Source organism: Cryobacterium sp. TMT2-42-4, assembly GCF_004402645.1.
GTDB classification, from domain to species: domain Bacteria; phylum Actinomycetota; class Actinomycetes; order Actinomycetales; family Microbacteriaceae; genus Cryobacterium; species Cryobacterium sandaracinum.
On record NZ_SOFT01000011.1, the window covers coordinates 175,026 to 200,318 of the forward strand.

Consider the following 25,293-nt stretch of genomic DNA (forward strand, 5'->3'; position numbering starts at 1 on the left):
TCGTACAAGTCCCCGGGTGAGATTCGGTTCTCGACTGACCGGGGGGATTCAGGGGGACCCGGGGACCAACGCAACCCCAGTCGGATTCGCATCTGGCTGGGGTTTGCTCCCCCGAGTCAAACCCCATCGCCCGCCACGGAGTGCCTCTTTCCCGTCCCCAACGGTCAAGCCCGCGGGTGGTCGAGCCTGTCAAGAGCCGGGACCAGAGCCACGCCCTGCAGCCCCACTCGCTTGCTCGGCAGTGCGATCAATGTCTGCTCCGGGTCGACCTCGACCGGTGGTCGGAGCCAGTACTGGTTTCCGGTGCGGGTGATCTTCCAGTGCTGGTTGTGTAGCAGCAGGTGGTGCGGGTGGCAGAGCAGTACTCCGTTGGCGAGGTTGGTGTTCCCGGTGTCCTTCAGCCACTCGTTGATGTGGTGGGCCTCGGACCAGGCCGGTGACCGGTCGCAGCCGCCCCAGAGGCATCCGCCGTCACGTACCCCCATTGCGGTCCGCTGTGCCTCGGTGAAGAGTCGTTCGTCGCGGCCGACGTCGATGATCTGGGCTTCCGCGTCGAACTTGATGCCGCGGGTGCCGGTGTCGCAGAGCAGTCGGTCGATGGTTTCCTGCGAGATCGGCACCGGGTTGCCCTCGATCTGCCCGTGAGCGGCGGGTTCGGTCGTTCCCGTCTCTTCGCCCGGGACCGCCGTGAGCGCCTTTTCGGTCACGATGACCCGCACCGAGGGTCGCGACCACCGCAGACCCGGCCCGGGTCGGCCTCGCCGGCGATCTTCAGCAGCTGCAGCAGAGAGTCCGCGGCGATCTGGTCGGTGCTGCGGGGGTCGTCCTGCATCTTCTTCGCCCAGGCGGTAGATCTTCAGGTAGCGGTCGTCGTGGGCTTGCTTCTCGCGGGCGGCGATGCCGGCCTCGTCGAGCCGGTCGCGCATCCGGCGGGCCCGTTTGAAGACCTCGTCGGCATTCACCGTTGACGCCTCGGTGAGGAGCGCCGCGAGGGCCGCCGCGAGCTTCTCCGCGGTGACCGAGGCGTCGATCTGGCCGAGTCCGGCCCGGATCGACTCGGCCGCGCCGGCGGTCACGGCCCGGGCGATCGGCGTCGGGCGTCGAGAGCGTCGAGAGCGCCTCGTCGACCAGCTTGTCGGCCGCCTCGGTGTCGGCCATCATCGTGCCGACCGCGACGAGCTTGTACGCATCGCCCTTCGAGGAGCCGGTCCAGTTCTGGATGAGGGCCTCCGGCGAGAGGAACCCCTGCTGCGCGGCCAGCCCCGAGTGGCCGAGCTCCGGGCGGGACCGGCGGGCGATGGTTGCGGCCATCAACGCGGCGCGGGTGTCAAGCAGCCTGCGGGCCGCTGCGATCTTCTTCTGACCGGCCAGCACGGCGGCGTCGGGCAGGGCCTCATAGTCGGCGCTCGAGGAGCCCAGCAGGGCCACGGCATCGGCCGCCTGCCAGAGGTCTTCCGCGAGGTTCCTCATGGTACGAGGATTCCTCGTTGGGTACATATAGTTGAGACTTATTCACTTAGTGCTGTAATCTTTTCAGATCTTTGTTCTAGTACCTTAGCGCGGAGGTCGCGCTGGCATGCCGCCATGGTCTGGGGTCGCGGCGCAGGTTATGGACCGTGGCGGACGTTCTAACGTGCGCCTGCTTCCGCGCCGTGCGCCGGGAGAGGGGAGGTCAGACGGGAGCCTTCAGGGATCACCTGACCGGGTCTCGACGGGCTCGAGCACCTGGGGAGGGCACAAAAAAGCCCCTTCCATTCGGTAAAAACCTGATGAAAGGGGCCTGGTGGTGCACCCCCCCGGACTTGAACCGGGAACCCACTGATTAAGAGTCAGTTGCTCTGCCAATTGAGCTAGAGGTGCGTGTTTCTCTACTCTCCGACCCAGGGTGACCCGAACCGACTCTAGATACTAACAGCACGATTGCCTTCGGCGCCAATCGAGGTAGAAACGGGAGAGTCGCGCCAAAATTACTAGTCTTGGTCTGTGACCCAGCCCCAGAAGTACTCCCTCGACGACGACCTCCAGCTCGCGACCGAACTCGCAGATCTGGCCGACGCGATCTCGCGCGACCGGTTCACCGCGATGGACCTCGTCGTGACGACCAAACCCGACCGCACCCCGGTGACGGATGCCGACCAGGCCGTGGAGCGCGCGATCCGGACCGCCCTGGCCGAGCGGCGCCCGGCCGACGGCATCCTCGGTGAGGAATTCGGCACCGAGGGCACCAGCGTGCGGCAATGGATCATCGATCCGATCGACGGCACGGCCGGTTTCCTGCGCGGCATCCCGATCTGGGGCACCCTGATCGCTCTCGCCGTCGATGGCGATCCGGTGGTGGGGATGGCGAGCTCCCCAGCCCTCGGCAAGCGTTGGTGGGCGCGCACCGGCGGCGGCGCCTGGATGACCGACGAGCGCACGCCCGGCGCCGACCCCGTGCGCCTGGCCGTGTCCGGCGTGGCCGAGCTCGCCGACGCCTCGCTCAGCTACAACAGCATCCAGCAGTGGGACCAGACCGGGCACCTCGACGAGCTGATCACACTGTCCCGCCAGGTCTGGCGCACCCGCGCCTACGGCGACATGTGGTCGTACATGCTCCTCGCCGAGGGTCTGCTCGACATCGTCGCGGAATACGACCTGCAGCCTTACGATCTCGCGGCCCTGGCCCCGATCGTGCAGGAGGCCGGCGGCCGGTTCTCCTCCGCCGACGGCCGGCCCGGCCCCTGGCACGGCAGCGCTCTGGCCACCAACGGGCTGCTGCACGAGCCGGCTCTGCGGGCCCTCGGCACCGCGACCACCACCACGGATGCCCCCGCGTCCCCGAGCGCGCCGACCCGCTAACCGATGATCCCGCCCCGCACGCACCCCGGCACCCTGACCCTGCTGATTGCGGCGGCCAGCGTCCTGACCGGCAGCCTCACGGGCTGCAGCGTGATCGGCGACATGCTGCCGACGCCGGTCCGCAGCGTGGCTGCCGTGCCGGCATCCGCTCTCGGAGAGGTCACCGCTGTGGCGGACCTTCTCGTCGGAGACTGCCTGCGTGAGGTTTCGGAGGGACTGGACGTGAACGCAACGACCGTTCCGCGGGTTTCATGCGACGAGAGCCACGAGTTCGAGGTATTCGCCCGGTTCCCGGTGCCGGGCGACGCCTTCCCCGGCGACAACGCCGTGACCGCAGGGGCGGAAACCGGCTGCGGTTCCCTGTTCGAGGACTTCGTGCTGCTCGAGTACCGGGCATCGAGTCTGGATTTCGCCTACCTCACCCCCACGGCGCAGAGCTGGGCCGTCGCCGACGTCCTGGCCAGCCCGAACGATCCGGGCAGCCGCGCTGTGTCGTGCCTGATCACCGACCCGGCCGGCGCCGTGACCGGCACTCTGGCCGGCGCATCGCGCTGACCCGCGGCCATACTGTTGACCCATGAGGATCAATGCCTTCTCGGATGTCTCCCTGCGAGCGCTCATGTTCCTGGCGACGCTCCCCGACGGCGAGCTTCAGACCTCGCGGGTCATCGCCGAGGCGGTGGCCACCCCGTACAGCCATGTCAGCAAGGCCGTCATGCGACTCCGCGAGCTGGGACTCGTGGAGTCACTGCGCGGCCGTACCGGCGGAGTGCGGATCAGCCCGGTCGGGCGCACGGCCACTGTGGGCTGGCTGCTGCGTCAACTCGACGCCCGCGACGATGTCGCCGACTGCGAGACGCCCCACGGTGACTGTCCGCTCAGTGGCGGCTGTGGACTCCGCGGTGGGCTCCGACGAGCACGGGAGGCGTTCTACGCCGAACTCGACGACCTTGTGATCGCGGCGCTCCCCCATATCGGCTTCCCTGCTCCCGTTGTCCTCACGCTGGCACCCCCGCCACCGCGCCGCGCCGATCAGGGGTAATGGGATACACCCAGTTATTAAGCATTTGAAATGATACTTTTGGGTACGTCCCTCAATTGCTTGGAGTTTGCATGCTATCCACCCAGTCACTGCCCCTCATCAAAGCGACTCTGCCCCTGGTGGGCGAGCGCATGCCCGAGATCGCGAAGAACTTCTACGGCCGGATGCTGACCGCTCACCCTGATCTCTTCGACGGCCTCTTCAGCCGCTCCAACCAGCAAAACGGCTCGCAGCAGCAGGCCCTGGCCGGAAGTATCGCCGTCTTCGCGACCTACCTGGTGCAGAACCCCGACACCACGCCGGAGGCCATGCTCTCCCGCATCGCCCACAAGCACATCTCCCTCGCCATTGAGCCCGAGCAGTACGACATCGTCTACAAGTACCTCTTCGAGGCCATCGCCGAAGAACTCAGCGACGTCATCACGGCCGAGATCGCCGGCGCCTGGACCGAGGTCTACTGGCTGATGGCCCACGCCCTGATCAAGATGGAGAAGGGCCTTTACGCCGGTCTCGCTAGCGACAAGCCGCTCGCCCCCTGGATCGTGGTGAAGAAGGAAGCGGCCGGCACCGATGCCGTCACATTCACCCTGGAGCCGGCCGACGACACGCCTGTGACGCCTGCCCTGCCGGGCCAGTACGTCAGCGTCACGGCCACCATGCCCGACGGCATCCGGCAGGTGCGCCAGTACTCGCTGTCGGCCGGTACGTCCACGACCCGCGTCTTCACCACCAAGCTCGACGCGGACGGCGAGGTCTCCCCCGTGCTGCACCGTGATGTGCAGGTCGGCGACACGCTCATCCTCTCCGTGCCGTGCGGCGACATCACCCTCGATCAGGGCACCGGCCCGCTGATCCTGGCCTCGGCCGGAATCGGCTGCACGCCTAGCGCATCGATCCTGCGCTCCCTGGTGGACACCGGCTCGAAGCGCGAAGTGCTCGTGCTGCACGCCGAGAGCAACCTCGAACGCTGGGCGCTGCGCGACCAGATGAGCGAAGACATCGCACTGCTAGAAGCAGCCGAGCTGGAACTCTGGCTCGAGATCCCGAGCGAGGGCCACCACGAGGGCTTCATGTCCCTGGAGAACGTGACGATCCCGACGGATGCCTCGGTTTACCTGTGCGGTCCGCTCCCCTTCATGCGCAGCCTGCGCTCACAGGCACTGGAGTCCGGTGTGCCGGCCGACCGCATCCACTACGAGATCTTCGGCCCTGACCTCTGGCTTGCCGGCGTCTGATTCGCGCAGAATCTCAGCGCAGCCTCAGTGCTCGTCGCCCCATTCGGTGCCCTCGAGGTCGCCGCGCAATGTGCCGGTGACCTCGTCGACCGCCTCGCCCACGGTGCCCGCGAACCGCTCCGGTGGGAACCGTCGACTGAGACCGTAGTCGCGCAGGTGGTCCTTCACCGGACCCTTCATCTCGGCGAAGATCAGCGTGATCCCGCGTGAGGCGAGGAAATCGTCGAGTTCCAGAAGTTCTTCCACGGCGGTCGTGTCGATGTCTGTGATCGGCTCGGCCGCCAGGATGACCGTGCGCACATCACTCCCGGCCTCGGTGACGACGCGACGCACGAAGTCGTCGAAAATGCCGCCGTTGGCGAAGAACAGCGGCGCGTCGAAGCGCACGATGACGATGCCGGGCATCCGCTCGCCCTCCGGATGACGGGACAGGTCGTGGTACCCGCGCAGCCCACGGATGAGCCCGAGCTCAGCCCGGTAGGGTCGCCAGGCGTGGCTCACGAATGCGCCGAGCGACAGCACGATCGCCACGCCGATGCCCTCGATCACGCCCACGACCACAACACCGAGGAACGACGCGATGGACAGCCCGGCATCCACTTTGTTCATCCGCACGAGGGCGAGGAACCCCTTCACGTCGATCAGACCGGCGGCGGCGACGATCACGACGGCAGCGATGGTCGCCGAGGGCAGGTAGTCGGTGAGTCCGGGCGCCAACAACATGAACACCACGATGAGTGCGGCGCCGACCACGCCCGTGAGCTGGGTTTGTGCGCCCGCGCCCTCGGCAACGGGGGTGCGCGAGGACGACGCCGAAATGGGGAAGCCGCCGAGCAGACCACCCGCGATGTTCGAGGCGCCGATCGCCGCCATCTCCTGACTCCCGTCGACACTCTCGCCTCGGCGCGCGGCAAACGTGCGCGACAGCACGGCCGTATCGGCGAAGGCGATCAGGGCGACGCCGAGGGCGGGAAGGGCGAGCGCGGCGACATCCGCCCAGACCAGACCGCCGAGCGCCGGAGCGGGCAGGCCCTGCGGCATCGCCCCGACGACGGGTATGGTGCTGTGTAGCCCGAGTACGGCAGTCAGCAGTGTCGCCAGTACGACGGCCACGAGCACGCCGGGGATCCGAGATCTGCCCCAGGACAGACCCACGATGGTGAGCAGCGACCCGAGTCCGAAGAGCAACGCGGTGAGGTGGACTTCGCCCCCGGCAACACCCGCTCCGATTGCGATCACGTCGGCAATCGGCGGACCCGACTCGATCGCAAGCCCCAGCAGCGCCGGCAGTTGGGAGATGATCACCAGGAGGCCGAGGGCATTCAGGTAGCCGACCCGGATGGGCTTGGAGAGCAGGTCGGTCACGAATCCGAGGCGGATCAGTCCGCCCAGCAGGAGGATCAGGCCGACCATGATCGCGAGTAGTCCCGCCAGGGCCACCGCTCGGTCGTCGTCGCCGAGGGCAAGCGGCAGGATCACGGCCGCGATGATCGGCGCCAGGGCCGAGTCGGGGCCGAGCACCAGCACGCGAGAGGGGCCGAACAAGGCATATGCCGCCAACGGTATGATCGTGGCGTACAGGCCGGTCTCTGGCGGCAGGCCGGCCACCTCGGCGTAGCCGATGCCCACCGGAATCAGCAGGGCGGTGAGCACAAGCCCCGCCCTCAGGTCGGGGAGCAGCCAGGCGCGCCGGTAGGTGAGCGCGGTATCGACACCCGGCACCCACTTCTTCACCCACGCAGCCGCCATTGAGTTCCTCCCGGCCCATCTTCCCCCATAATCACGACGCAAAAAGGCCCGAACCCCATAAGGGGTCGGGCCTTTCGGCTTAACGACGTGTGACAGCAACCGGTGGTGGAGATGGGGGGAATTGAACCCCCGTCCACTGCTGTGGTCATATGCCTTCTACGGGTGTATCCAGTGAAATCGTTCTACTCGGCTCCGGAATTTGCCGCTGGCATCTAATCCGACGAGCCCAGCCCTCGTTTAAGTCCCCCTACACCCCGCGGCTCAGAGTAGGAGCAATCTCTCTAAATGACGTCAGGGTCCGGGTAGAGAGCATTCCCGGCCTGGCGGACTTCTTAGTGCGCTCGCTTAGGCAGCGAGGGCGAAGTCAGTGCGGTTTGATTTGGCACTTATTGTTTTGCAGAGATCGTTTACGAGATAACCCTGCATCCTCGACCCGCTTCTCATAATTGCGCAGGCAATGTCGAAACCGATCATCCCCCTGTGCACTCATTGCCAACATGGCGGCATTCGAGTGGGTCACCATCACACGCTGTTGAGTTTTCAATCTGCTGAGTGTCAATCCGCACGGCCCGGATGGATCGTGCAGCCCCTCAGCTTACAATACGACGAGGTGGAAGGCTAGTCGCCGAGGTTCTTTCGGGCGGAGATGGCCCGGTCGGACTCGCGCTTGTCCTGGCGCTCGCGCAGTGTCTGGCGCTTGTCGTACTCTTTCTTGCCCTTGGCGACCGCGATCTCGACCTTGGCCTTGCCGTTCTTGAAGTAGAGCCGCAGCGGGACGAGCGTGTAGCCGCCCTCCTTGGTTTTGTGGCTGATCTTGATGATCTCCTGCTTGTGCATCAGGAGTTTGCGCTTGCGCCGCGGCGGGTGGTTGGTCCACGTGCCGGCGACGTACTCCTGGATGTGCACGGCGTCCAGCCAGATCTCGCCATTCTCGATGAAGGCGTAGCCGTCGACGAGCGAGGCCCGACCGGCCCTGAGAGACTTGACCTCCGTGCCGCTGAGCACCATTCCGGCCTCGTAGGTCTCCTCAATGAGGTAATCGTGGCGTGCCTTGCGATTGGTCGAGACGACCTTCTCGCCTATTTCCCTGGGCACGGCATACTCCTCGAATCGGTGGGTGTGTTCGGGCGCGATGCCGACCAGCCCACTAGTCTAGCGCTCTGGGGGCGGGTCGCGCGGAGTAGGTCAGACCTTCAGATAGCGGGTGATGGCGAATTGCGCGGAGAAGGCCGCCAGCACCGCGCCGACCACCAACAGGATCGGCACCACCACGAGGGCGTCTTGCATGCCGACGAGGGAGAAGTTGGTCAGACGTTCGCCCAGATAGCCCTGCACGAACCAGTACACGAGACCGAGTACGGCACCTCCCGCCAGCAGCGATCCCAGCAGAGCCGCGAACACACCCTCCAGGATGAAGGGCGTTTGAATGAACCGGTTGGATGCCCCGACCAGCCTCATGATGCCCAGCTCGCGCCGCCTGGAGAACGCGGAGAGACGGATGGTGGTGGCGATCAGCAGGGCCGCCGCCACAAGCATCAGCGCGGCGATGCCGATCGCGGTGTAACTGGCGACGTTCAGCACGGAGAAGATCTGGTCCAGGTACTTTCGTTGGTCCGCGACGTTCTCAACACCGGCGACGCCGGACAGCGCCTCTACGAGCACATCCGATTGCGAGGGATCGCCGAGGTTGACCCAGAAGGTTTCGTTCAGCTGGTCAGCGGTGACGTAGTCGACCACCGGATTGTCGGCGAACTGCTTCTTGAAGTTCTCGAAGGCCTGGTCGTGAGTCTCGAAGTAGTACTTGTCGATGAACGGTGACAGGGTAGGCGATTCGAGCTGCGCCTTGACCGTGTCGATCTGTTCGGGCGTGGCCTCCCCGGCCGTGCACGTCTCACCCGACGAAATGGCGGTGCACATATAGATGCCCACCTGGGCGCGGTCGTACCAGAAGTTCTTCATCTGGCCGATCTGCATCTGCATCAGGATCGCGGCACCGACGAAGGTCAGCGAGATGAAGGTCACGAGCACCACGGAAACGACCATGGAGGCGTTGCGGCGCAGGCCGTTGGCTGCTTCGGAGAGCACGAGTCCGAGTCTCATCGGGTGGGCCCTACATTCTGTTCGCCGGTCTGGTCCGGTTTTTCGCCCGGCGCGCGCAGCCCGAGCTTCTCGGCCAGAGTCAACTGCTCCGGCACGTCGTGCTGGGTGATCGGAAGAACCGGCCGGGTCATGGCCCGGCTCAGGTCGGTCATCGCAGCGTCGGCGTCTGCTTCTGCTTCTGCTTCTGCTTCTGCGTCCGTTTCTGTTTCTGTTTCTGTTTCAACTTCTGCTTCTGCTTCTGCTTCTGCTTCCACTTCTGCGTCCTTGGACGATCCGTCGTCGAGGGGCGCCGGATCGGCCGGACCCTTCGCGACTGAGAACGGGGCCGCGGCAGGCTCGGCGACCGGCGCCGGCACGGGAACCGGTGGAAAGGTGAGGGGAGGGTGCGACGCAGGCACGACCTCGTCAGTGGGCACGGCGGCGGCGGCGGGCGCGAACATGGATGACGGTGCCGCAGCCGCAGGTGCCACACCCGACGAGCCGCTGGGAACCTCTCGGGCGGAACGGCGCCCGGTGCCGGCGGTGGTGGTGGGGATGGCTGCAGTGGCGTAGCCACCCTGGCGCTCGTCGCGCACGATGCGTCCGCCGACGAGTTCGATCACGCGGCGCTGCATCTGGTCGACGATGCCGGCCTCATGGGTGGCCATGATCACGGTCGTGCCGGCGGCGTTGATACGTTCGAGCAGGGCCATGATGCCGGCGCTGGTGGTGGGGTCGAGGTTTCCGGTGGGCTCGTCGGCCAGCAGGATCTGCGGCTTGTTCACGATGGCGCGCGCGATGGCAACACGCTGCTGCTCACCACCGGAGAGTTCGTGGGGCAGGCGCAGCGCCTTTTCGGCCAGTCCGACCATCTCGAGGGTGTCGGGCACGGCTTCCTGGATGAAGCCGCGCGACTTGCCGATCACCTGCAGACTGAACGCCACGTTGTCGAAAACGCTCTTGTTCGGCAGCAGGCGGAAGTCCTGGAAGACGACGCCCATGTTGCGGCGGAAATAGGGCACCTTGCGGTTGGAGATCGACCGCAGGTCCTGTCCGAGCACGTGAATGCTGCCGCTGGTGGGCCGGTCTTCCTTCAGCACAAGGCGGAGGCAGGTCGATTTCCCCGAACCGGAAGCACCGACGAGAAAGACGAACTCTCCGCGCAGCACCTCGACGCTGATGGCGTCTAGTGCCGGTCGGTTCGTTCCCGGATACTTCTTGGTGATGGTGTCAAAACGAATCATGGCCCCTTGAGCCTAGGCAGGCATCCTGATAATTCCTACTCCGACATACCTAACCGGTGACAGACCCGCAGATCGAGGCTCTAACCTTCCGGCGCCTGCTTGCGCCAACGGATGCCTGCGGCGATGAAACCGTCAAGGTCGCCGTCGAACACCTGGCTGGGATTGTTGACCTCGTAGTTGGTGCGCAGGTCCTTGACCATTTGATACGGCGCGAGCACGTAGCTGCGCATCTGGTCGCCCCAGCTGGCCGTGATCACCCCGGCCAGCTCCTTCTTGGTGGCGGCTTCCTGCTCGCGCTGCAGCACCAGCAGCCGGGACTGAAGCACGCGCATGGCGGCGGCCCGGTTCTGGATCTGGCTCTTCTCGTTCTGGCAGCTCACCACCGTGCCCGTGGGCAGGTGGGTGATGCGCACGGCGGAGTCGGTGGTGTTCACGGACTGGCCGCCGGGGCCGCTGGAGCGGAAGACGTCGACCCGGATGTCGTTCTCGGGCACCTCGATCGACTCGGTCTGCTCGATCAGCGGCACCACCTCCACAGCGGCGAAGGAGGTCTGGCGTTTACCGGCGGAGTTGAACGGGCTCATCCGCACGAGACGGTGCGTGCCGGCTTCGACGCTCAGCGTGCCGAAGGCGTAGGGTGCATCCACCTGGATGGTTGCGCTCTTGATGCCGGCCTCCTCGGCGTAGCCCACGTCGAGCACCTGCACGGGGTAGTTGTGCTGCTCGGCCCAGCGCAGGTACATACGCAGCAGCATCTCGGCGAAGTCGGCCGCGTCGACGCCGCCGGCGCCGGAACGGATGGTGATGACCGCCGGACGCACGTCGAATTCGCCGTTGAGCAGCGTGTGCACCTCGAGATCGCCGAGCACCTTCGTGATGCTCGCGAGTTCCGCGGTGGCCTCGTCAGCCGATTCCTGGTCACCCTCGGCGTTGGCGAGTTCCACCAGCACCTCAAGGTCGTCGAGGCGCGACTCGATGCTCACAATGCGGGCCAGCTCCGACTGGCGATGGCTCAGCTGGCTGGTCACCTTCTGCGCTCGCACGGAATCGTCCCACAGGTCGGGCGCACCGGCCTGTTCATTCAGGTCGGCGATATCGGTGCGGAGTCGATCGATATCGATCACCGACCGGATGTCGTCGAACGTGGCCCGCAGTGCGGCGATCTGCTCCGAGAATTCCAGCTCAATCATGTCGGACCCCAGCCTACCGGGCCACCCGGTCACGGCATCCGCTCGTGGAGTCCGCTTTCAGCGCCGGAGACGGCTGGTCCGAACCCTGGAAAGGTCCATGCTGACCATTCCGTGTGGCCGCGGTTCGTGCACGGCGGAATGCCCTGCCCGGCGTCAACCAATTCGACGGAGATTCTCGTGTGAAAGCGCTCTTTCGGCCCGCTCAGGGCTGATTCAGGCAGAATCTCCGTCGAATTCGTTCGGGTCGAAGCTGCCGCAAGGGCGCGGACTCGAAACACCAACACCCGCCCGGGGATAACATCGAGAGGCCATGAGTAACGCCGATCGCCCCTTCCAGATGCGTTCCGTCGCACTCGCCGCGTTCCTGCCGACCCTCCTGTTCTCCATCGGCGAGGGCGCGATCATCCCGCTGATCCCGATAGTGGCCAAGGACCTGGGTGCCACACTCGCGATCGCCGGGTTCATCGCCGCCATGATCATGGTGGGTGAACTGGCCGGGGACATCCCGAGCGGCTGGGTGGTCTCCCTTATCGGGGAGCGCAACGCCATGATCTGGGCATCCTTGCTCGCGATCATCGCCGTGCTGATCTGCATCGTCGCTCCCAACCCGCTCGTGCTGGGCATCGGCATTTTCTTGATCGGCCTGGCCACCGCGGTGTTCGCCCTGGCTCGCCACGCGTTCATGACCAGCTACGTGCCTCTGGCCTACCGGGCCCGGGCGCTGTCGACTCTCGGCGGCATCTTCCGCGCTGGCTGGTTCATCGGCCCGTTCATCGCCGCCGCCCTGCTCAGCCTCACCGACAGCACCGAGTCGGTGTTCTGGGTGTTCGTGGTCTGTTGCCTCGGCGCGGCCGCGATGCTGCTCCTGCTGCCCGATCCCGAGAGCACCTTCGGTGGCCCGCAACTGGTGAAGGCGCCCGACGGATCTGTCGTGCCGGCCGGGCGGGAGCTCGCGGCCGAGGAATCCCAGGGGCTGTTCCGCACCATCTGGAGCTACCGAGCGGTGCTCCTGCGCCTTGGCACGGGCGCGGGCCTGATCGGGGCGATGCGCGCCTCCCGCACGGTGCTGCTCCCGCTTTGGGCGGTCAGCATCGGCATCAGCGTCCCCGACATCGCCCTGATCATCGGCATCGCCGGCGCGGTCGACTTCGCCCTCTTCTACGCCAGCGGCCAGATCATGGACCGCTTCGGTCGCCTGTGGACCGCCATCCCGTCGATGATCGGTCTGGGTACCGGGCACCTCATCCTCGCGTTCACGCACGACCTGCCCACCAACGTGGAGTGGTTCATCGCCGTGGCCATGATCCTGTCGCTTGCCAACGGCATCGGCAGCGGTCTGCTGATGACCCTCGGCGCCGACCTGGCGCCGAAGAACACCAGTCCGGCGCCGTTCCTGGGCGCGTGGCGTTTCACCGCCGACCTGGGCGGCGCGGTCGCCCCCCTGGCCGTGGCCGGCCTGACCGCGGTCGCCACCATCTCGATCGCCAGCGGGGTGATGGGAGTGTTCGGACTGTTCGGCGCCGTGATTCTGGGCCGTTACATCCCCCGCTACGCGCCTCGCCGGCCGCGCATGCGTCCCTGACGCTACCTCGGCCCGACCGCGCTGAACCCGGGGAATAGGAGTCCGACCGTGGGCGTTTAGTGGTCGTATGCCCCTCATCGGAGAATACGAGCCCGGCACCCAGCAGTGGGTGCGCGACCAGGTCGACCTGTACGAAAGCTCCGGAGGCACGGAGGGCACCACCCTGCGCGGGATGCCCGTCATCGTGCTCACCACCCTCGGGGCCAAGTCGGGCAAGCTGCGCAAGACCCCGCTGATGCGCGTGGAGCACGACGGTGCCTACGCCGCCATCGCCTCCCTCGGCGGCAGCCCGAAGAACCCCGTCTGGTACGGCAATGTGGTGGCCCACCCGCTTGTGGAACTGCAGGATGGCCCCAGCCGTCAGGACATGCTGGCCCGCGAGGTCACCGGCACCGAACGCGCTGCGTGGTGGGAGCGGGCCGTGGCCGCGTTCCCCGACTACGCCGACTACGAAAAAAAGACCGACCGGGTCATCCCGGTGTTCGTGCTGGAGGCCGTGCCTGCCGCCACCCCTGATTCCTAGCGGTGGCACGCGCGAAAACCCGCGGCCCGCAGCTCGACCGCATCGTACTCACCGGTCTGACGGATGCCGACGGCAGCGACCTCCGCGCCGGTGACAGCCGGGAAGCCGAGCGTTTCGTCGGCTGCGACCTGTCAAGCCGGGACCTGACCGGCATCGGCTTCCAGGAGTGCGAGCTGCGGGGAGTGTCTCTCAGCGATACCCAGCTGCGCGGGGCATCCGTCGCCGACTGCGTGGCCGGCGAGCTGCACGCGTCGGTCTTCTCGGCGCCGCGCTCGAGCTGGCGGGACGTTTCGATCGAGCACTCCCGGCTCGGGTCGGTCGAGCTCTACGAGGCCACCTTGCGTTCGGTGCACATCGACGGATCCAAGCTCGATTTCGTGAACCTGCGCGGCGCCACGCTCACCGACGTGCTGCTCTCCAATTGCATCATCGAAGAGCTCGACCTGGGCGGCGCCACCGTGCACCGCATGGAGCTGCGCTCCTGCCGCATCGGCACCCTCGACGTAACCCGTTCCACCCTCAAGGACGCCGACCTGCGCTCCAGTGATTTCAGCGCCATCCACGGCCTCGAGGGTCTGCGCGGCGCCACCATCGACGACGCCCAGCTCAGCCTGCTCGCGCCCGTTCTCGCCGCACACCTCGGCATCATCGTCACCTAGCCGAGTCAGTCCCCTAACCCTGGGCGCTGCGCAGATAGCCCGTCCCTAACGAATTCGACGGAGATTTTGCCGAAATCAGCCCCAGACCCGCTGAAAACAGGCCTTTGAGACAATATCTCCGTCGAATTGGTTCAACGCCGGGCAGCCGGCGACGGATACCCGCACGCGCCCGATCGGAGAATCGCGCTCGATCAGGGCGTCGCGCCCGCGATGATCTCGAGTTCGGATTTCGGCGTTTCACGCTGGCTGGCGATGGCCGCGCCGGCCGCCACGCACACCACAAGGATGGCGATCTGCTGCTGCACCAGGAAGGTCTCCCCCAGCACCAGCGCGCCGAACAGCGCCGCGATCACGGGGCCGAAGCTGGTGATGATCGCGTAGAGGCGCGGGGTGATGCGGCGCAGGATGAAGGTGTCCAGCGTGTACGGGAACGCCGACGAGAGCACGCCGATGGCGAGCAGCAGCCCGATCACGCCCCAATTGAGGCTCGACCAGTCGACCGTGAGCAGCGCGAACGGCACCAGCAAGGTCAGGCTCACGACGCTGGCCACGGAAATGCCCTCAAGTCCGGGGAAGGTCACGGCCACCTTGCGGGTCAGCAGAATGTAGGCCGCCCATGACGCCGCCGCGGTCAGGGCGAAGAGGATGCCGACCAGATTGAGTGCCCCGTCAGACCAGGTGAGCAGGAACACCCCGCCCGCCGCAGCGGTGGCATAGACGAAGTCGAGCAGGCGTCGCGACGAGGCCAGCGCGAGTGCGAACGGGCCGAGGAACTCGATTGTGGCGGCGATGCCGAGTCCGAGCAGGTCGACGGCCTCGTAGAAGGTGAGGTTCATCACCGCGAGCACGACGCCGAGCGCCAGCGCGGGCCACAGCCGCCGCCAGGTCAGGCCGGCGAGCTTGGGCCGGTAGAACGGCAGCACCGTGGCGGCCATCACCAGCTGGCGCACTGCGACGACGACGGGTGAGCCGACGAGCGGAATGGCCAGACCGGCGAGGGACGACCCGAAGTTGATGCTCACCTCGGTCACGATCTGGGCGCCGGCACCGGTCAGGCGGTCGCGCTCGGCCGTCACGATGCTCCTCCCCTGCGCCGGGGCAGGCGCGTTTTGCTAACGCTAGCGGAACACCGAGCGCGCCACCGCCGTGACCTCCAGCGGCACCCCGGCCGGCAGCAGCACGGCCAGCACCGGCGGACGCCAATAGGCACTCAGTGAAACCGTGGCGCTTTGCCCGTCGACGGATGCCGCACCGCTCACCCTCAGCCCCTCCATTCGGCCATTCGGGGTGGCTGCGAGAAACTCTTCCGCGGCCGTCCGCACTTCAGCAGACGACAGAGAGGGTCGCAGCTCCGCGCCCGAGCCGTCGACCGTGACGGCCATCGCGCCCAAGTCGAACGCTTCGGCCCCGGCGAGCGCAGCGCCGTCCGCGAGGGTCAGCAGGCGTTTGCGCTCCAGGTACAGAGAGGTTGCGGCCACGACGACGAGGATCAGCAGCAGGGCGAGGAAGCCGTAGAAGATCGTGAGGATGAGCGTCGATCCCTTCTCGCCTCCGGGCCGGATCGGCAGCCGGCGCCGCCACCCCACTGCCCGAGATCCCGATGGCGTGCCGGCGAGAGCGGCCACGCAGGCGACCGCCGAGCCTCCGCCGCCGCTCATCCGGCCCGCCAGAAGCGGGACACCGTCTGCGTGGCCTGGGCCTCCAGGGGAACACTGGCCGATTCGCGCAGTGAGAGGAGGTCCGGCAGCAGCGGCAAGGCCACCCGGATGCGCACGGTGACCGTGACCGTGCTCTGCCGGGTCAGGCATCCGTTCACACCGGCCTCGCAGGCCACGTTGACCTCGGCACCCGCGGGGTCGATGCCGTAGTCCGTCAGCCCGAACTGCACGGCCCGCTCGGCACGGGCGTTCGCCGCGGCCTCATCGGGCGCCTGGACGTAGACGCGTGCTGCCTGGCGGGCTGCTCCCTCCACGGCGAGGGCGCCGGCCTGCAGCGCCGCCATCGCCAGCACCAGGTAGACCAGCGGCACCAGCAGGATCAGGCCGGCCGTGATGAACTCCAGCGAGGCCGAACCCTGCTCTCCGTTCGCCGACCACACACGCCAACGGCTGGCTCGGCCCCCACTACCGCAGGGTCTCGACCGCCGCATGTCCGACCACCTCCAGCCCGCGATCGACGCCGAACAGGGCCAGCAGCGGCAGCGGCGCCACGACACGCACCTGCACGCTCGGGAACCCGCCGTAGTCGCCATAGCTGGCCTCCACATCGGTCGCATACGCGGGCCCGATCGATGTCGTGATCAGCTCGCGGGTGCGTGCCGCACCTTCACCCAGCCCGCTGTCGGCGAGCGCGGCGTACCGGGCTCCCTCGGCGGCGGCGTCAAGTACGGTGTTGCGCACGAGCAGGGTCAGCCCCAGCTGCATGACGCCGAGCGTCAGCGCGGTCAGCAGTGCCCCGACCATCACGAATTCGGCGGCCGCCGAACCCTCCTCACCACCGAGCGATCGGGTTCGGTTCCCCCGCGTGCGCGTCACGGCCGGTCACATTCCGCTGACCCGGTCGATCGCCTGTTGGAACACGCCGCTCAACGCCGGACCGGCCAGACCCCAGATGATCATGACCAGCCCGGCCGTCATCAGGGTGATGAGCACCCATCCCGGAACGTCGCCTCGTTCGTCCCCGCCGGCGTCGCTCCACCGGTCGCGCACACGTCGCTGCAGTGTCTTCATGATTGACTCACTTTCTCTCGTGGGGACAGTGGTTCTCTCGTGCGGCAGTGGCTCAGTGGTTCAGTGGTTCAGTGGCTCAGTGGTTCAGAACCCGCTCTGCAGGATGAACAGGCCGGGGAAGATCGCGAACAGGATCGTCATGGGCAGAATCAGGAAAACCAGCGGCACGAGCATGGCAACCTCTTTCTTTCCGGCCACCTCGATCAGACCGCGTTTGGCCTCTTCCCGGGCATCCTGCGCCTGGGCGCGCAACACCTCCGCGAGCGGGGTTCCCCGGTCGAGCGCACCCGTGACCTGATCGACCAGCCGGGTCACCGCAGGCAGCGCGATCCGGCGTGACAACGCGTGCAGGGCGCTGGCGAGCGGAACCCCGGTGCGCACATCCGCCACCACCCCCGCCAGCTCCCGCGACAATTCGCCCGTGCTCGTGCGCGAGACCCGGGCGAGCGCATCCAGGATGCCCTCCCCCGCCGACAGCGACAGCGTCATGAACTCGAGGACGGTCGGAAACTCGCTCTGCATGCGCGCGAGGCGGGCGGTGGCGGCGCGGCCGAGCATCCAATCGCGGGCCAGCGCGCCGCCCGCCGCGGCGACCACCGGCAGAACGACCTGCACCAGCACCGGCATCGACCGAAACGCCGGTAGGGCAACCACCGCACCTGCCCCGACGAAGAGTCCAGCGAGCGCCCACACCACCTGCTCCGATCGGAACTCGTCGGCGCCGCGGACCGACCCCGACTGACTGAGCCGTCGGGCGATCGTCTCCGAGCCGCCGAGAACGGCGCCGAACGCTCGTTTGAGGGCACCGAACACGGGCGCGAACAGGGTGCCGAGCACCGGCAACGGATGCACCGTCGTACGCCCCACGAATAGCCGCGCCTCCGCCGACACGTCGAGGATGTACGGCGCCAGCCTCTGCGCGAGGCGCGGCCGACTCAGCCGAGGCACCAAGCTGGCGAGCGACCAGAGCCCCACACCCAACGCGGTGCCACAGAACAGCGCCCAGGCCTGCGCGGCGCTCATTTGAACCACCGGCGTTCCTCGGGCAGCCGTCCCAGCGCCACCATCAGGCGGTAGGCAACCACGGAGACGCCGAGGCCGCCGACGATCACGACGACACCGGCGGAGGTGTTGTAGGCAACCGCAGCCTCCGGCCGGGAGGCAAGGAGCAGCAGCACGATCCAGGGCGCGGCCACGCCCAGCCGCGCCGCGTTGACGATCCAGGACTGGCGCGCCTCGACCTCCGAGCGGATGGCGGCATCCTGCCGGAGCCAGGCCGCGAGGCTGCGCAGCACGACCGTGAGGTCGCTGCCGCCTACCTCCCGGGCCATGCGCAGCGTCTCCAGGATGCGGTCGGCCACCGGGTCGGCCAGGGAGATCTTGAGCCCGTCGACGGCGGAACCGAAGTTGCCGGTCGCCTGGTACTCCCGGGCGAACTCGGCGAAGGCGGGCCGCGTCGACACCGGGCCGGCCCCTGCCAGGCTGCCGACGCTGTCCGGCAGTGCCAGGCCTGACCGGACCGCTGACACCAGGTGGTCAACGACGTCGGGCCAGACGGCGCGGTTCGCCCGGCGCCGGGCGCGCACCCGCCAGACGACCATCAGCGTCGGCAGCGACAGCCCGGCGAGCGCGGTGACGATCGACAGGGCAGCGATGCCCAGGAGAGCCTGGCTCAGTGCCGACACCGCCAGCCCCAGCACCACAGAGAGGGCGACGAAGGCCGGCAGCGGCAGGCTGCCTAGTCCGGCCTGGGAGAGGTTCGCCCGCAGCCGTCCCTGCGTGCGGGACCGGGCCTTGCCCCTGGTTCGCGGCCAGAGGAACGGCGTGGCGACCAGGAGCAGCCCGGTGCCGAGCAGAGCCCCGAGTGCGAGCGTCATACGGCCCCGGCCCGCAGCACGATGGCCGGGTCGAGTCCGGCCGCGTGGAACTTGGCCAGCTTTGTCGGATACCCCCCGGTCGGCTCGAGGGCGCCCCGCTGGGCCAGGAAGATCGGGCTGGCCTCGATCATCGCCCCTGACAGTTGGCCGCTCGGCGCAAGGATCTCCGTCACCCGGCGCCGTCCGTGCCGGTCGATCTCGCAGTGCACGACGATGTCGATGCAGCCGGCCACGGTCGGCAGCACGAACGAGGAGTCGATGTTGCGGCCCGCCAGAAGCGGCAGCGTGGACAGTTTGCCGAGGGCATCCCGGGCACTGTTGGCGTGGATCGAACACATGCCCGGTAGCCCGCTGTTCAGGGCGATGAGCAGGTCGAGGCTCTCGGCTTCGCGCACCTCGCCGACGATCAGCCGATCGGGGCGCATCCGCAGCGACTCCTTGATCAAGCGGCGCAGGGTGATCTCCCCGGTTCCCTCGAGGCTCGGCTGGCGGCACTGCATCGCTACGACGTCGCGCGCGGCCAGGTCGAGTTCGAACGTCTCCTCCACCGTCACGATGCGCTCGTTCTTGCGCGTGGCCGAGAGCAGTGCGTTGAGCATGGTGGTCTTGCCGGTCTGGGTGGCACCGGAGACGAGGATGTTCTGCCCGGCCAGCACGCACATGCGCAGAAACTCGGACGACTGCTGCGTAAGCGACCCGAGCCCGACCAGCTGGTTCAGGTCGCGAATGCGCCGGGTGAACTTGCGAATATTGACCGCCCAGTGCTGGCGGGTGATATCCGGGATGACCACGTGTAACCGCGACCCGTCGGGCAGAGAGGCATCGACGAACGGGGAGGAGAGGTCGACGCGGCGGCCGGAGGCCTGCAGCATCCGCTCGACCAGGTCGCGTACCTCCCGCGCGGTGAGCACCATGGTGGTCAGCTCGGGCACCCCATCGCGGGCCACGAACACCCGGCTGGGCGCGTTTATCCAGATTTCCTCGATGCCGGGATCATCGAGGAACGGTTGCAGCGACCCGAACCCGGTCAGTGAGGCCACGACTTCGCGCGCCGCCTGGCGCTCGTCGGCGATCAGCGGCAGGGAGTTGCCGAGCGCCCGCTCGGCGTAGCGCTGCACCTCGTCGCGCACGTACTGTTCGGCGAGCCCGGAGTTCGACGCCAGGTCAACGCCATCGCGACGCACGCGAGTGCGAACCTGCTCGGTGATGATGCGCACGGCTTCGCTCATTCCTGCATGATCGCCCATCCCGCGCCGACCACGCCCGACTTATCCACAGCCACGAGCCCGGAGACGTGCCGATCTGGCCGACCCTGGCGGCGATGAGGCAGCGCGGTGACCCGGTGTCCGGTCCACGGAGGTGGCCAACGCTCACGGGCAGGGCACTCCCGCGAAGTACACTGGAAGCGCACTTCGCGGGAGTGGTGAAATTGGCAGACACGCAGGATTTAGGTTCCTGTGCTTTCGAGCGTGGGGGTTCAAGTCCCCTCTCCCGCACATGAGTCACATCTCGGCCCTGGACGGCCAATTGAACGAACTGCTGGAGAGTACCGGCGTCGTACTTTTCTATCTGCTCGTGTGGGCCTTGGTCTTCGCCGGAACGGCGGTGTTCCTCGGGATCTTCATCCCGTTCATCACCGGCGACTCCCTGCTTTTCGGCTCCGGCCTGGTGGCTGCATCCACGCCGAGCCTGAGCATCGCTGTTCTGGCCGTCGGAACCGGCATCGCCGCGTTCCTGGGTGACCAGGTCGGTTTCCTACTCGGTCGCCACTTCGGCCGCTCCTACCTGGACCGCCACGGCGGCCGCCACACCCGCACGGCCATCGCCAAGACGGAGACCTTCTACCACAAGTACGGCTGGTGGTCAGTGGTCGTCGCCCGGTTCATGCCATGGGGCCGCGTCTTCGTGCCAGTGATCGCCGGCGTCGGCCGCATGAATTACTACACGTTCCTGACCAGCAATCTGGTCGGAGCCCTGGCCTGGGGCGTGGGTCTCACCCTCACCGGCTACTACGCGGCCGCCATCCCCGGCGTGACGAGCGCCGCCTATGTCATCGCCGGGGTCTTCATCACGGCCTCAATCGTCTTCGGCATGCGCACCCAGCTGATGGATCGCGCCCAGAACCGGCTCGATGCCCGCAGTGCGCTCGACGACCCGACAGTGGTCCAGGCCCCGTGACCCCCTGCGAGCCCACGGCGCACTGTCGGCAAACCGCGTTAGCCTGTAACAGAGCACACAGTGATCCCGCCGCCCGGCCGATCTGACCGACGCCCACAGGAGTTTCTTAGTGATTCATACGGCCCTGCTTCCCACGGCAGTTATCCCCTGGCTCGACCCGGAAGTCCTGATCAACGGGTTCGGGCCCTGGGCCCTCCTGGGCGTCTGCGCGATCGTCTTCGCCGAGACCGGCCTGCTGGTGGGGTTTCTGCTTCCCGGCGACACCCTGCTGGTCATCACCGGCCTGCTGACCTTTGCCGGGGTCATCCAGATCGACATCTGGTGGGTGGCCCTGGCCATCGGATTCTCGGCCTTTTTCGGCGGAGAAGTCGGCTACCTGATCGGGCACAAGTTCGGGCCCAGGGTCTTCGAGCGCAAAGAATCCGGTTTGTTCAGCATTAAGAACGTCGAGCGCACGAACGCGTTCTTTGTTCGCTTCGGCGGCGTGGCCGTCATCGTGGCCCGCTTCGTGCCGATCGTGCGCACCTTCGCCCCGGTCGCGGCCGGCGTCGGCCACATGGACTACCGCAAGTACTCGCTGTACAACCTGATCGGCGCCCTCCTCTGGGGCACCGGCCTCACCTACTTCGGTTTCTTCCTCGGCTACATCCCACCAGTCGCAGATTTCGTTCAGAACTACATCGACATCATCCTGCTGGCCGCGGTCTTCATCACGCTCATCCCCACCGTCTTCCACTACCTACAGTCCGCGTCCAGAGCCCGCCGTGACGCGCGCGCCGGACGGACCATCCAGACCGGAAGCCTCGTCCTCGACGCCGACGCCTTCGCGGATCCCCACCAGCACACGCATGACGAGCACAAACACGACGAGCACAAACACGAGCTCTGAGCTCTGAGCTCTGCACAGTCCGGGCTGCCCCCGGCGGGTCACGCTACCGGTGCGGGTTCTCCTCGTGCGCCGCGTGCTCGGCCGGCTCGAGCTGGAACGTCGAGTGGTCCACATCGAAATGGTCGGCCAGACACGCGGAGAGCTCGTCGAGAAGTGCGCCGGAGCCACCCGAGCCGAGCACCATAGGTTCGACCACGACGTGGGCGCTGAAGACGTGGGCCCCGGAGGTGATCATCCACACGTGCACATCGTGTACCGCCACCACGCCGTTCGTTTCCAGCAGGTGCCGCCGGATCTCTGCGACATCCGTGTCGGCCGGCACCGATTCGCTCAGCACCCGCACCACGTCGCGCAGCAGCACGAGGGCTCGGGGCGCGATCATGCCGGCGATGATCAGCGACGCGATCGCATCGGCCTGCACAAAGCCCGTCAATAGGATGACCCCGGCCGCGGCGATGACCGCCACCGAGCCCAGGGTGTCCCCGAGCACCTCGAGGTAAGCGCCGCGCATATTGATCGACGACCCGGCCGCCGGGCGCAGCAGGAGCAGGGCCGCGACGTTGGCCAGGAGGCCGATCACGGCCACGACCAGCATGGGAGTCGCCCGCACCTCGCTGCCGCCGGCGTCGACCAGTCGGCCGACGGCGCCGATCACGACGGCGATGGCAACCCCCAGCAGGATGAGCCCGTTCAGCAGGGCGCCGAACACCTCGGCCCGTTGGTAACCAAACGTCTGCCGGTCGGTAGCCGGCCGCGCGGCCACCACGGTGGCCGTCAGAGCGATGATCAGACCCGCGAGGTCGGAGAACATGTGGCCGGCATCCGCCAGCAGGGCCAGGGAACCGGTCAGCCAGGCGCCGACGACCTCCACCACGAGCACCGCGGCGACAATCCCGATCGCCACCGACAGACGCGCCCGGTTCGTCTGCGAGGTGTGCGCGTGATCATGGCCCATGCCTCCACGCTAGGGCCGCGGGCATTCGGCCGCCAGTTCAGCCGTCAGTTGGGAATGAGTGCCGTTCTCAGCAGTCGAGACGGATACGCCGGTCAGGCTTCCAGCAGCGTCTCCAGCACCGGAATCAGCTTGCCGAAGGCCCTCGCCCGGTGGCTGTGCTCGTTCTTCACGTTCGGGGTCAGCTCGGCGGCGGAAATCGCATAGCCGTCGGGCAGGAAAATCGGGTCGTAGCCGAAGCCGCCGGCGCCGCTCGGCTCGGTCAGGATCCGCCCGGGCCATTCCCCGGTCACGTGCCACTCCGTGCCGTCGGGCATGGCCAGCGCGGCGACGCAGGTGAAGTGTCCGCCGCGGTGCTCCGCGGCCACATCGCCCAACTGCCAGAGCAGCAGCTGCAGGTTCTGGTCGGAGTCCCGGGCGGGCCCGGCCCAGCGGGCCGAGAAGATGCCGGGCGAACCGCCGAGGAGGTCCACGCAGATGCCGGAGTCGTCGGCGATGGCCGGCAGACCGGTGTGCGCGGCGGCGGCGCGCGCCTTGATCAGAGCGTTCTCGGCGAAGGTGACGCCGTCTTCGACCGGCTCGGGGCCGTCGTAGGCCAGCACGTCGAGGTCGGGGAGCCGGGGGGCGAGGATGCGCCGCAGCTCCTCGACCTTGTGCTGATTGTGGGTGGCGAGAACGACCTGCATGGCCCTAGCGCCCCAGCGCCGTCGTCTGGAACTCGGTCAGGGAGATCGTCCCGGCCAGCGCCAGATCGAGCAGAGAATTGAGTTCGGTGCGGTCGAACGGCGCGGCCTCGGCCGTGCCCTGCACCTCCACGAAGAGGCCGCGTCCGGTTACGACCACGTTCATGTCGGTTTCGGCCCGGGAGTCTTCGGTGTAGGCAAGGTCAAGCATGGGCTCACCGCCGACGATACCCACGGAGATGGCCGCGACGCTGTCGATCAGAGGCTGGGCCTTCTGGCTGAGGAACTTCTTCTCCTTGCCCCACTCGAGGGCGTCGGCGAGGGCCACGTAGGCTCCCGTGATTGCCGCGGTGCGGGTGCCCCCATCAGCCTGGAGCACGTCGCAGTCCAACACGATGGTGTTCTCGCCAAGCGCCTTCATGTCGACCACGGCGCGCAGGCTGCGTCCGACCAGACGGCTGATCTCGTGGGTACGCCCGCCGATGCGGCCCTTGACCGATTCGCGGTCCATCCGAGAGTCGGTGGAGCGCGGCAGCATGGAGTACTCGGCCGTGACCCAGCCCTTACCCTTGCCGGCCATCCAGCGCGGTACGCCGTTGGTGAACGAGGCCGTGCAGAGCACCTTGGTGCGCCCGAACGAGATCAGGGCCGACCCTTCGGCCTGGTCGCTCCAACCGCGCTCGATCGTGACGGGGCGCAGCTGGTCGTTCGTTCGTCCGTCTACGCGCACGGTGTCGGTCACGTGGTCTCCTTGGGGTTGGGATGCGATGCGGCGAACTCGGCAAGCTCGCTCAAACTGAAGGACCCGGTCTCGACCAGGTCTACGCGACCGATTTCCGGCCCGATCAGCCGGTGAGCCAGGTGCAGAAAATCGTCGGCGCTGTCGCCGGTGGCCTCGTACCGGTAGCTGGGCGGCGCCTGCTCGGTGCGTTCCAGGCCCTGGCTCACCAACAGCCGGTACACGTCGTTGGCCGTCTCGGTGTCGCTGGAGACGAGGGTTACGGTGTCCCCCATCACGTAGGAGATGGCACCACGCAGGAAGGGGTAGTGCGTGCATCCGAGAACGAGCGTGTCGACATCCGCGGTCCGCAGCGGGGCGAGATAGCCTTCGGCGACCGACAGTAGTTCGTCGCCCGTGGTGATTCCCGCCTCGACGAATTCGACGAACCGTGGGCACGCCTGCGTCAGGAGGTGGATGTCGGTGGCCGCGGCGAACGCGTCGTCGTAGGCGCGCGATTTGACTGTGCCCAGAGTGCCGATCACGCCGACCCGCTTGTTGCGGGTGGTGCGCACGGCACGGCGCACGGCCGGTTGGATGACCTCTACCACCGGCACGCTGTAGCGCTCTCGGGCATCTCGGAGCATCGCGGCCGAAGCGGTGTTGCAGGCGATGACCAGCATTTTCACATCTTGGGCAATCAGGTCGTCGAGAACGTCAAGGGCGAAACCGCGCACATCCGCGATCCTCTTCGGGCCATACGGAGAATGCGCAGTGTCTCCGATGTAGAGGATCGATTCATTGGGCAGTTGATCCTTGATCGCCCGGGCGACAGTCAGGCCGCCCACTCCGGAATCAAAGATTCCAATCGGTGCATCCGTCACGACAGTCGAGCCTAGTCGGAATCCTCGACCCCCACCGGCGCACGCGCGGCACCCGGTCCGGCGCGGCCGGGGATCACCCCCCGAACAGGGAGATTGACGGCACATTCCCAGTCTCGCCCCGGTGGCGTCAGCACGTTCCATTCGGGGAATATGGCCGTAACTACACTCGGAATATGGCTCCCGCCAACCGACGGACGCCCCACCAGAATGACGTCACATTCGTTGTTTGAGGAGATGATCAC

General features: G+C 67.1%; 28 protein-coding genes, 2 tRNA genes and 1 other RNA gene. 11 read left to right on the top strand and 20 right to left on the bottom strand.

Annotated elements, in window-relative coordinates; all coding sequences use genetic code 11:
• Nucleotides 1–164: 164 nt before the first annotated feature.
• Nucleotides 165–1,076, bottom strand: coding sequence for a hypothetical protein (locus E3O18_RS03095; protein WP_134417422.1), 912 nt, complete (start codon nucleotides 1,074–1,076; stop codon nucleotides 165–167).
• Nucleotides 1,077–1,147: 71 nt separating this feature from the next.
• Between E3O18_RS03095 and E3O18_RS03100 the strand changes: the two genes are divergently transcribed.
• Nucleotides 1,148–1,363, top strand: a complete 216-nt coding sequence (locus tag E3O18_RS03100; protein ID WP_134417424.1) for a hypothetical protein — start codon at nucleotides 1,148–1,150, stop codon at nucleotides 1,361–1,363.
• A 421-nt stretch (nucleotides 1,364–1,784) separates the two neighbouring features.
• Here E3O18_RS03100 and E3O18_RS03105 read toward each other — a convergent pair.
• Nucleotides 1,785–1,860 (bottom strand) — tRNA-Lys (locus E3O18_RS03105).
• Nucleotides 1,861–1,983: 123 nt separating this feature from the next.
• Between E3O18_RS03105 and E3O18_RS03110 the strand changes: the two genes are divergently transcribed.
• The 4 genes from E3O18_RS03110 (at nucleotide 1,984) to E3O18_RS03125 (ending at nucleotide 5,115) form a co-directional block, all read left to right on the top strand.
• Complete coding sequence (locus E3O18_RS03110) at nucleotides 1,984–2,838, top strand: inositol monophosphatase family protein (RefSeq protein WP_104171599.1); 855 nt, start codon at nucleotides 1,984–1,986, stop codon at nucleotides 2,836–2,838.
• Nucleotides 2,839–2,841: 3 nt separating this feature from the next.
• Nucleotides 2,842–3,393, top strand: coding sequence for a hypothetical protein (locus tag E3O18_RS03115; RefSeq protein ID WP_134394250.1), 552 nt, complete (start codon nucleotides 2,842–2,844; stop codon nucleotides 3,391–3,393).
• 22 nt (nucleotides 3,394–3,415) lie between these two features.
• Nucleotides 3,416–3,880 (top strand): Rrf2 family transcriptional regulator, encoded by a 465-nt coding sequence (locus tag E3O18_RS03120; RefSeq protein WP_134394251.1) that lies wholly within the window; start codon nucleotides 3,416–3,418, stop codon nucleotides 3,878–3,880.
• 71 nt (nucleotides 3,881–3,951) lie between these two features.
• Nucleotides 3,952–5,115 (top strand): globin domain-containing protein, encoded by a 1,164-nt coding sequence (locus E3O18_RS03125; protein ID WP_134394252.1) that lies wholly within the window; start codon nucleotides 3,952–3,954, stop codon nucleotides 5,113–5,115.
• A 24-nt stretch (nucleotides 5,116–5,139) separates the two neighbouring features.
• Here the strand turns inward: E3O18_RS03125 and E3O18_RS03130 are convergent, their stop codons facing one another.
• From E3O18_RS03130 to prfB, 6 genes are all read right to left on the bottom strand, one after another.
• Nucleotides 5,140–6,864, bottom strand: coding sequence for a SulP family inorganic anion transporter (locus E3O18_RS03130; protein ID WP_134394253.1), 1,725 nt, complete (start codon nucleotides 6,862–6,864; stop codon nucleotides 5,140–5,142).
• 103 nt (nucleotides 6,865–6,967) lie between these two features.
• Nucleotides 6,968–7,342, bottom strand: a transfer-messenger RNA (tmRNA) gene (ssrA, locus tag E3O18_RS03135).
• A 140-nt stretch (nucleotides 7,343–7,482) separates the two neighbouring features.
• A complete protein-coding gene (gene smpB, locus E3O18_RS03140) occupies nucleotides 7,483–7,959 on the bottom strand; it encodes an SsrA-binding protein SmpB (RefSeq protein ID WP_104193627.1) in 477 nt (158 codons plus the stop codon).
• Between the two features lie 90 nt (nucleotides 7,960–8,049).
• A complete protein-coding gene (gene ftsX / locus E3O18_RS03145) occupies nucleotides 8,050–8,964 on the bottom strand; it encodes a permease-like cell division protein FtsX (protein ID WP_134417426.1) in 915 nt (304 codons plus the stop codon).
• A complete protein-coding gene (gene ftsE / locus E3O18_RS03150) occupies nucleotides 8,961–10,187 on the bottom strand; it encodes a cell division ATP-binding protein FtsE (RefSeq protein WP_134417428.1) in 1,227 nt (408 codons plus the stop codon). The genes ftsX and ftsE overlap by 4 nt, the downstream gene beginning before the upstream one ends.
• Nucleotides 10,188–10,267: 80 nt before the next feature.
• Nucleotides 10,268–11,377: a peptide chain release factor 2 gene (gene prfB, locus E3O18_RS03155; protein WP_134398712.1), complete on the bottom strand. Its 1,110-nt coding sequence runs from the start codon at nucleotides 11,375–11,377 to the stop codon at nucleotides 10,268–10,270.
• Between the two features lie 310 nt (nucleotides 11,378–11,687).
• Here prfB and E3O18_RS03160 point away from each other — a divergent pair, with 310 nt between their 5' ends.
• The 3 genes from E3O18_RS03160 to E3O18_RS03170 all read left to right on the top strand — a co-directional run bounded on the left by E3O18_RS03160 (nucleotide 11,688) and on the right by E3O18_RS03170 (nucleotide 14,141).
• Nucleotides 11,688–12,959 (top strand): MFS transporter, encoded by a 1,272-nt coding sequence (locus E3O18_RS03160; protein ID WP_134394257.1) that lies wholly within the window; start codon nucleotides 11,688–11,690, stop codon nucleotides 12,957–12,959.
• A gap of 67 nt (nucleotides 12,960–13,026) precedes the next feature.
• The gene (locus tag E3O18_RS03165) at nucleotides 13,027–13,482 is read left to right on the top strand and encodes a nitroreductase family deazaflavin-dependent oxidoreductase (RefSeq protein WP_134394258.1); all 456 of its coding nucleotides are present in this window, start codon (nucleotides 13,027–13,029) and stop codon (nucleotides 13,480–13,482) included.
• A gap of 2 nt (nucleotides 13,483–13,484) precedes the next feature.
• Nucleotides 13,485–14,141: a pentapeptide repeat-containing protein gene (locus E3O18_RS03170; RefSeq protein WP_134394259.1), complete on the top strand. Its 657-nt coding sequence runs from the start codon at nucleotides 13,485–13,487 to the stop codon at nucleotides 14,139–14,141.
• A 191-nt stretch (nucleotides 14,142–14,332) separates the two neighbouring features.
• Here E3O18_RS03170 and E3O18_RS03175 read toward each other — a convergent pair whose 3' ends face one another.
• From E3O18_RS03175 to E3O18_RS03210, 8 genes are all read right to left on the bottom strand, one after another.
• On the bottom strand, nucleotides 14,333–15,217 hold the full coding sequence (locus E3O18_RS03175) for an EamA family transporter (protein WP_241978104.1): 885 nt from the start codon (nucleotides 15,215–15,217) through the stop codon (nucleotides 14,333–14,335).
• 42 nt (nucleotides 15,218–15,259) lie between these two features.
• Nucleotides 15,260–15,799 carry a pilus assembly protein TadG-related protein gene (locus E3O18_RS03180; protein ID WP_134394261.1) on the bottom strand — a complete coding sequence of 180 codons (540 nt, stop codon included), beginning with the start codon at nucleotides 15,797–15,799 and terminating at the stop codon, nucleotides 15,260–15,262.
• Nucleotides 15,796–16,239, bottom strand: a complete 444-nt coding sequence (locus E3O18_RS03185; protein ID WP_134394262.1) for a hypothetical protein — start codon at nucleotides 16,237–16,239, stop codon at nucleotides 15,796–15,798. Before E3O18_RS03185 ends, E3O18_RS03180 begins: the two co-directional genes overlap by 4 nt.
• A 25-nt stretch (nucleotides 16,240–16,264) precedes the next feature.
• Nucleotides 16,265–16,675, bottom strand: a complete 411-nt coding sequence (locus tag E3O18_RS03190; RefSeq protein WP_233191293.1) for a TadE family protein — start codon at nucleotides 16,673–16,675, stop codon at nucleotides 16,265–16,267.
• Nucleotides 16,676–16,681: 6 nt separating this feature from the next.
• The gene (locus tag E3O18_RS03195; RefSeq protein WP_104100207.1) at nucleotides 16,682–16,870 is read right to left on the bottom strand and encodes a hypothetical protein; all 189 of its coding nucleotides are present in this window, start codon (nucleotides 16,868–16,870) and stop codon (nucleotides 16,682–16,684) included.
• 84 nt (nucleotides 16,871–16,954) lie between these two features.
• On the bottom strand, nucleotides 16,955–17,893 hold the full coding sequence (locus E3O18_RS03200) for a type II secretion system F family protein (RefSeq protein ID WP_134394295.1): 939 nt from the start codon (nucleotides 17,891–17,893) through the stop codon (nucleotides 16,955–16,957).
• Complete coding sequence (locus tag E3O18_RS03205) at nucleotides 17,890–18,747, bottom strand: type II secretion system F family protein (RefSeq protein WP_134417432.1); 858 nt, start codon at nucleotides 18,745–18,747, stop codon at nucleotides 17,890–17,892. Before E3O18_RS03205 ends, E3O18_RS03200 begins: the two co-directional genes overlap by 4 nt.
• A complete protein-coding gene (locus tag E3O18_RS03210) occupies nucleotides 18,744–19,976 on the bottom strand; it encodes an ATPase, T2SS/T4P/T4SS family (RefSeq protein WP_134394264.1) in 1,233 nt (410 codons plus the stop codon). Before E3O18_RS03210 ends, E3O18_RS03205 begins: the two co-directional genes overlap by 4 nt.
• 185 nt (nucleotides 19,977–20,161) lie before the next feature.
• Between E3O18_RS03210 and E3O18_RS03215 the strand changes: the two genes are divergently transcribed.
• From E3O18_RS03215 to E3O18_RS03225, 3 genes are all read left to right on the top strand, one after another.
• Nucleotides 20,162–20,243 (top strand) — tRNA-Leu (locus E3O18_RS03215).
• A gap of 1 nt (nucleotide 20,244) precedes the next feature.
• Nucleotides 20,245–20,925, top strand: coding sequence for a DedA family protein (locus E3O18_RS03220; protein ID WP_134394265.1), 681 nt, complete (start codon nucleotides 20,245–20,247; stop codon nucleotides 20,923–20,925).
• A gap of 124 nt (nucleotides 20,926–21,049) precedes the next feature.
• Nucleotides 21,050–21,814, top strand: coding sequence for a VTT domain-containing protein (locus E3O18_RS03225; protein ID WP_134394296.1), 765 nt, complete (start codon nucleotides 21,050–21,052; stop codon nucleotides 21,812–21,814).
• Nucleotides 21,815–21,857: 43 nt separating this feature from the next.
• Here the strand turns inward: E3O18_RS03225 and E3O18_RS03230 are convergent, their stop codons facing one another.
• From E3O18_RS03230 to murI, 4 genes are all read right to left on the bottom strand, one after another.
• The gene (locus E3O18_RS03230) at nucleotides 21,858–22,769 is read right to left on the bottom strand and encodes a cation diffusion facilitator family transporter (protein ID WP_134417434.1); all 912 of its coding nucleotides are present in this window, start codon (nucleotides 22,767–22,769) and stop codon (nucleotides 21,858–21,860) included.
• A gap of 92 nt (nucleotides 22,770–22,861) precedes the next feature.
• Nucleotides 22,862–23,452 carry an RdgB/HAM1 family non-canonical purine NTP pyrophosphatase gene (gene rdgB, locus E3O18_RS03235; RefSeq protein ID WP_134394267.1) on the bottom strand — a complete coding sequence of 197 codons (591 nt, stop codon included), beginning with the start codon at nucleotides 23,450–23,452 and terminating at the stop codon, nucleotides 22,862–22,864.
• A gap of 4 nt (nucleotides 23,453–23,456) precedes the next feature.
• A complete protein-coding gene (rph, locus tag E3O18_RS03240; RefSeq protein ID WP_134394268.1) occupies nucleotides 23,457–24,191 on the bottom strand; it encodes a ribonuclease PH in 735 nt (244 codons plus the stop codon).
• Complete coding sequence (gene murI / locus E3O18_RS03245; protein ID WP_134394269.1) at nucleotides 24,188–25,051, bottom strand: glutamate racemase; 864 nt, start codon at nucleotides 25,049–25,051, stop codon at nucleotides 24,188–24,190. Before murI ends, rph begins: the two co-directional genes overlap by 4 nt.
• Nucleotides 25,052–25,293: the final 242 nt, after the last annotated feature.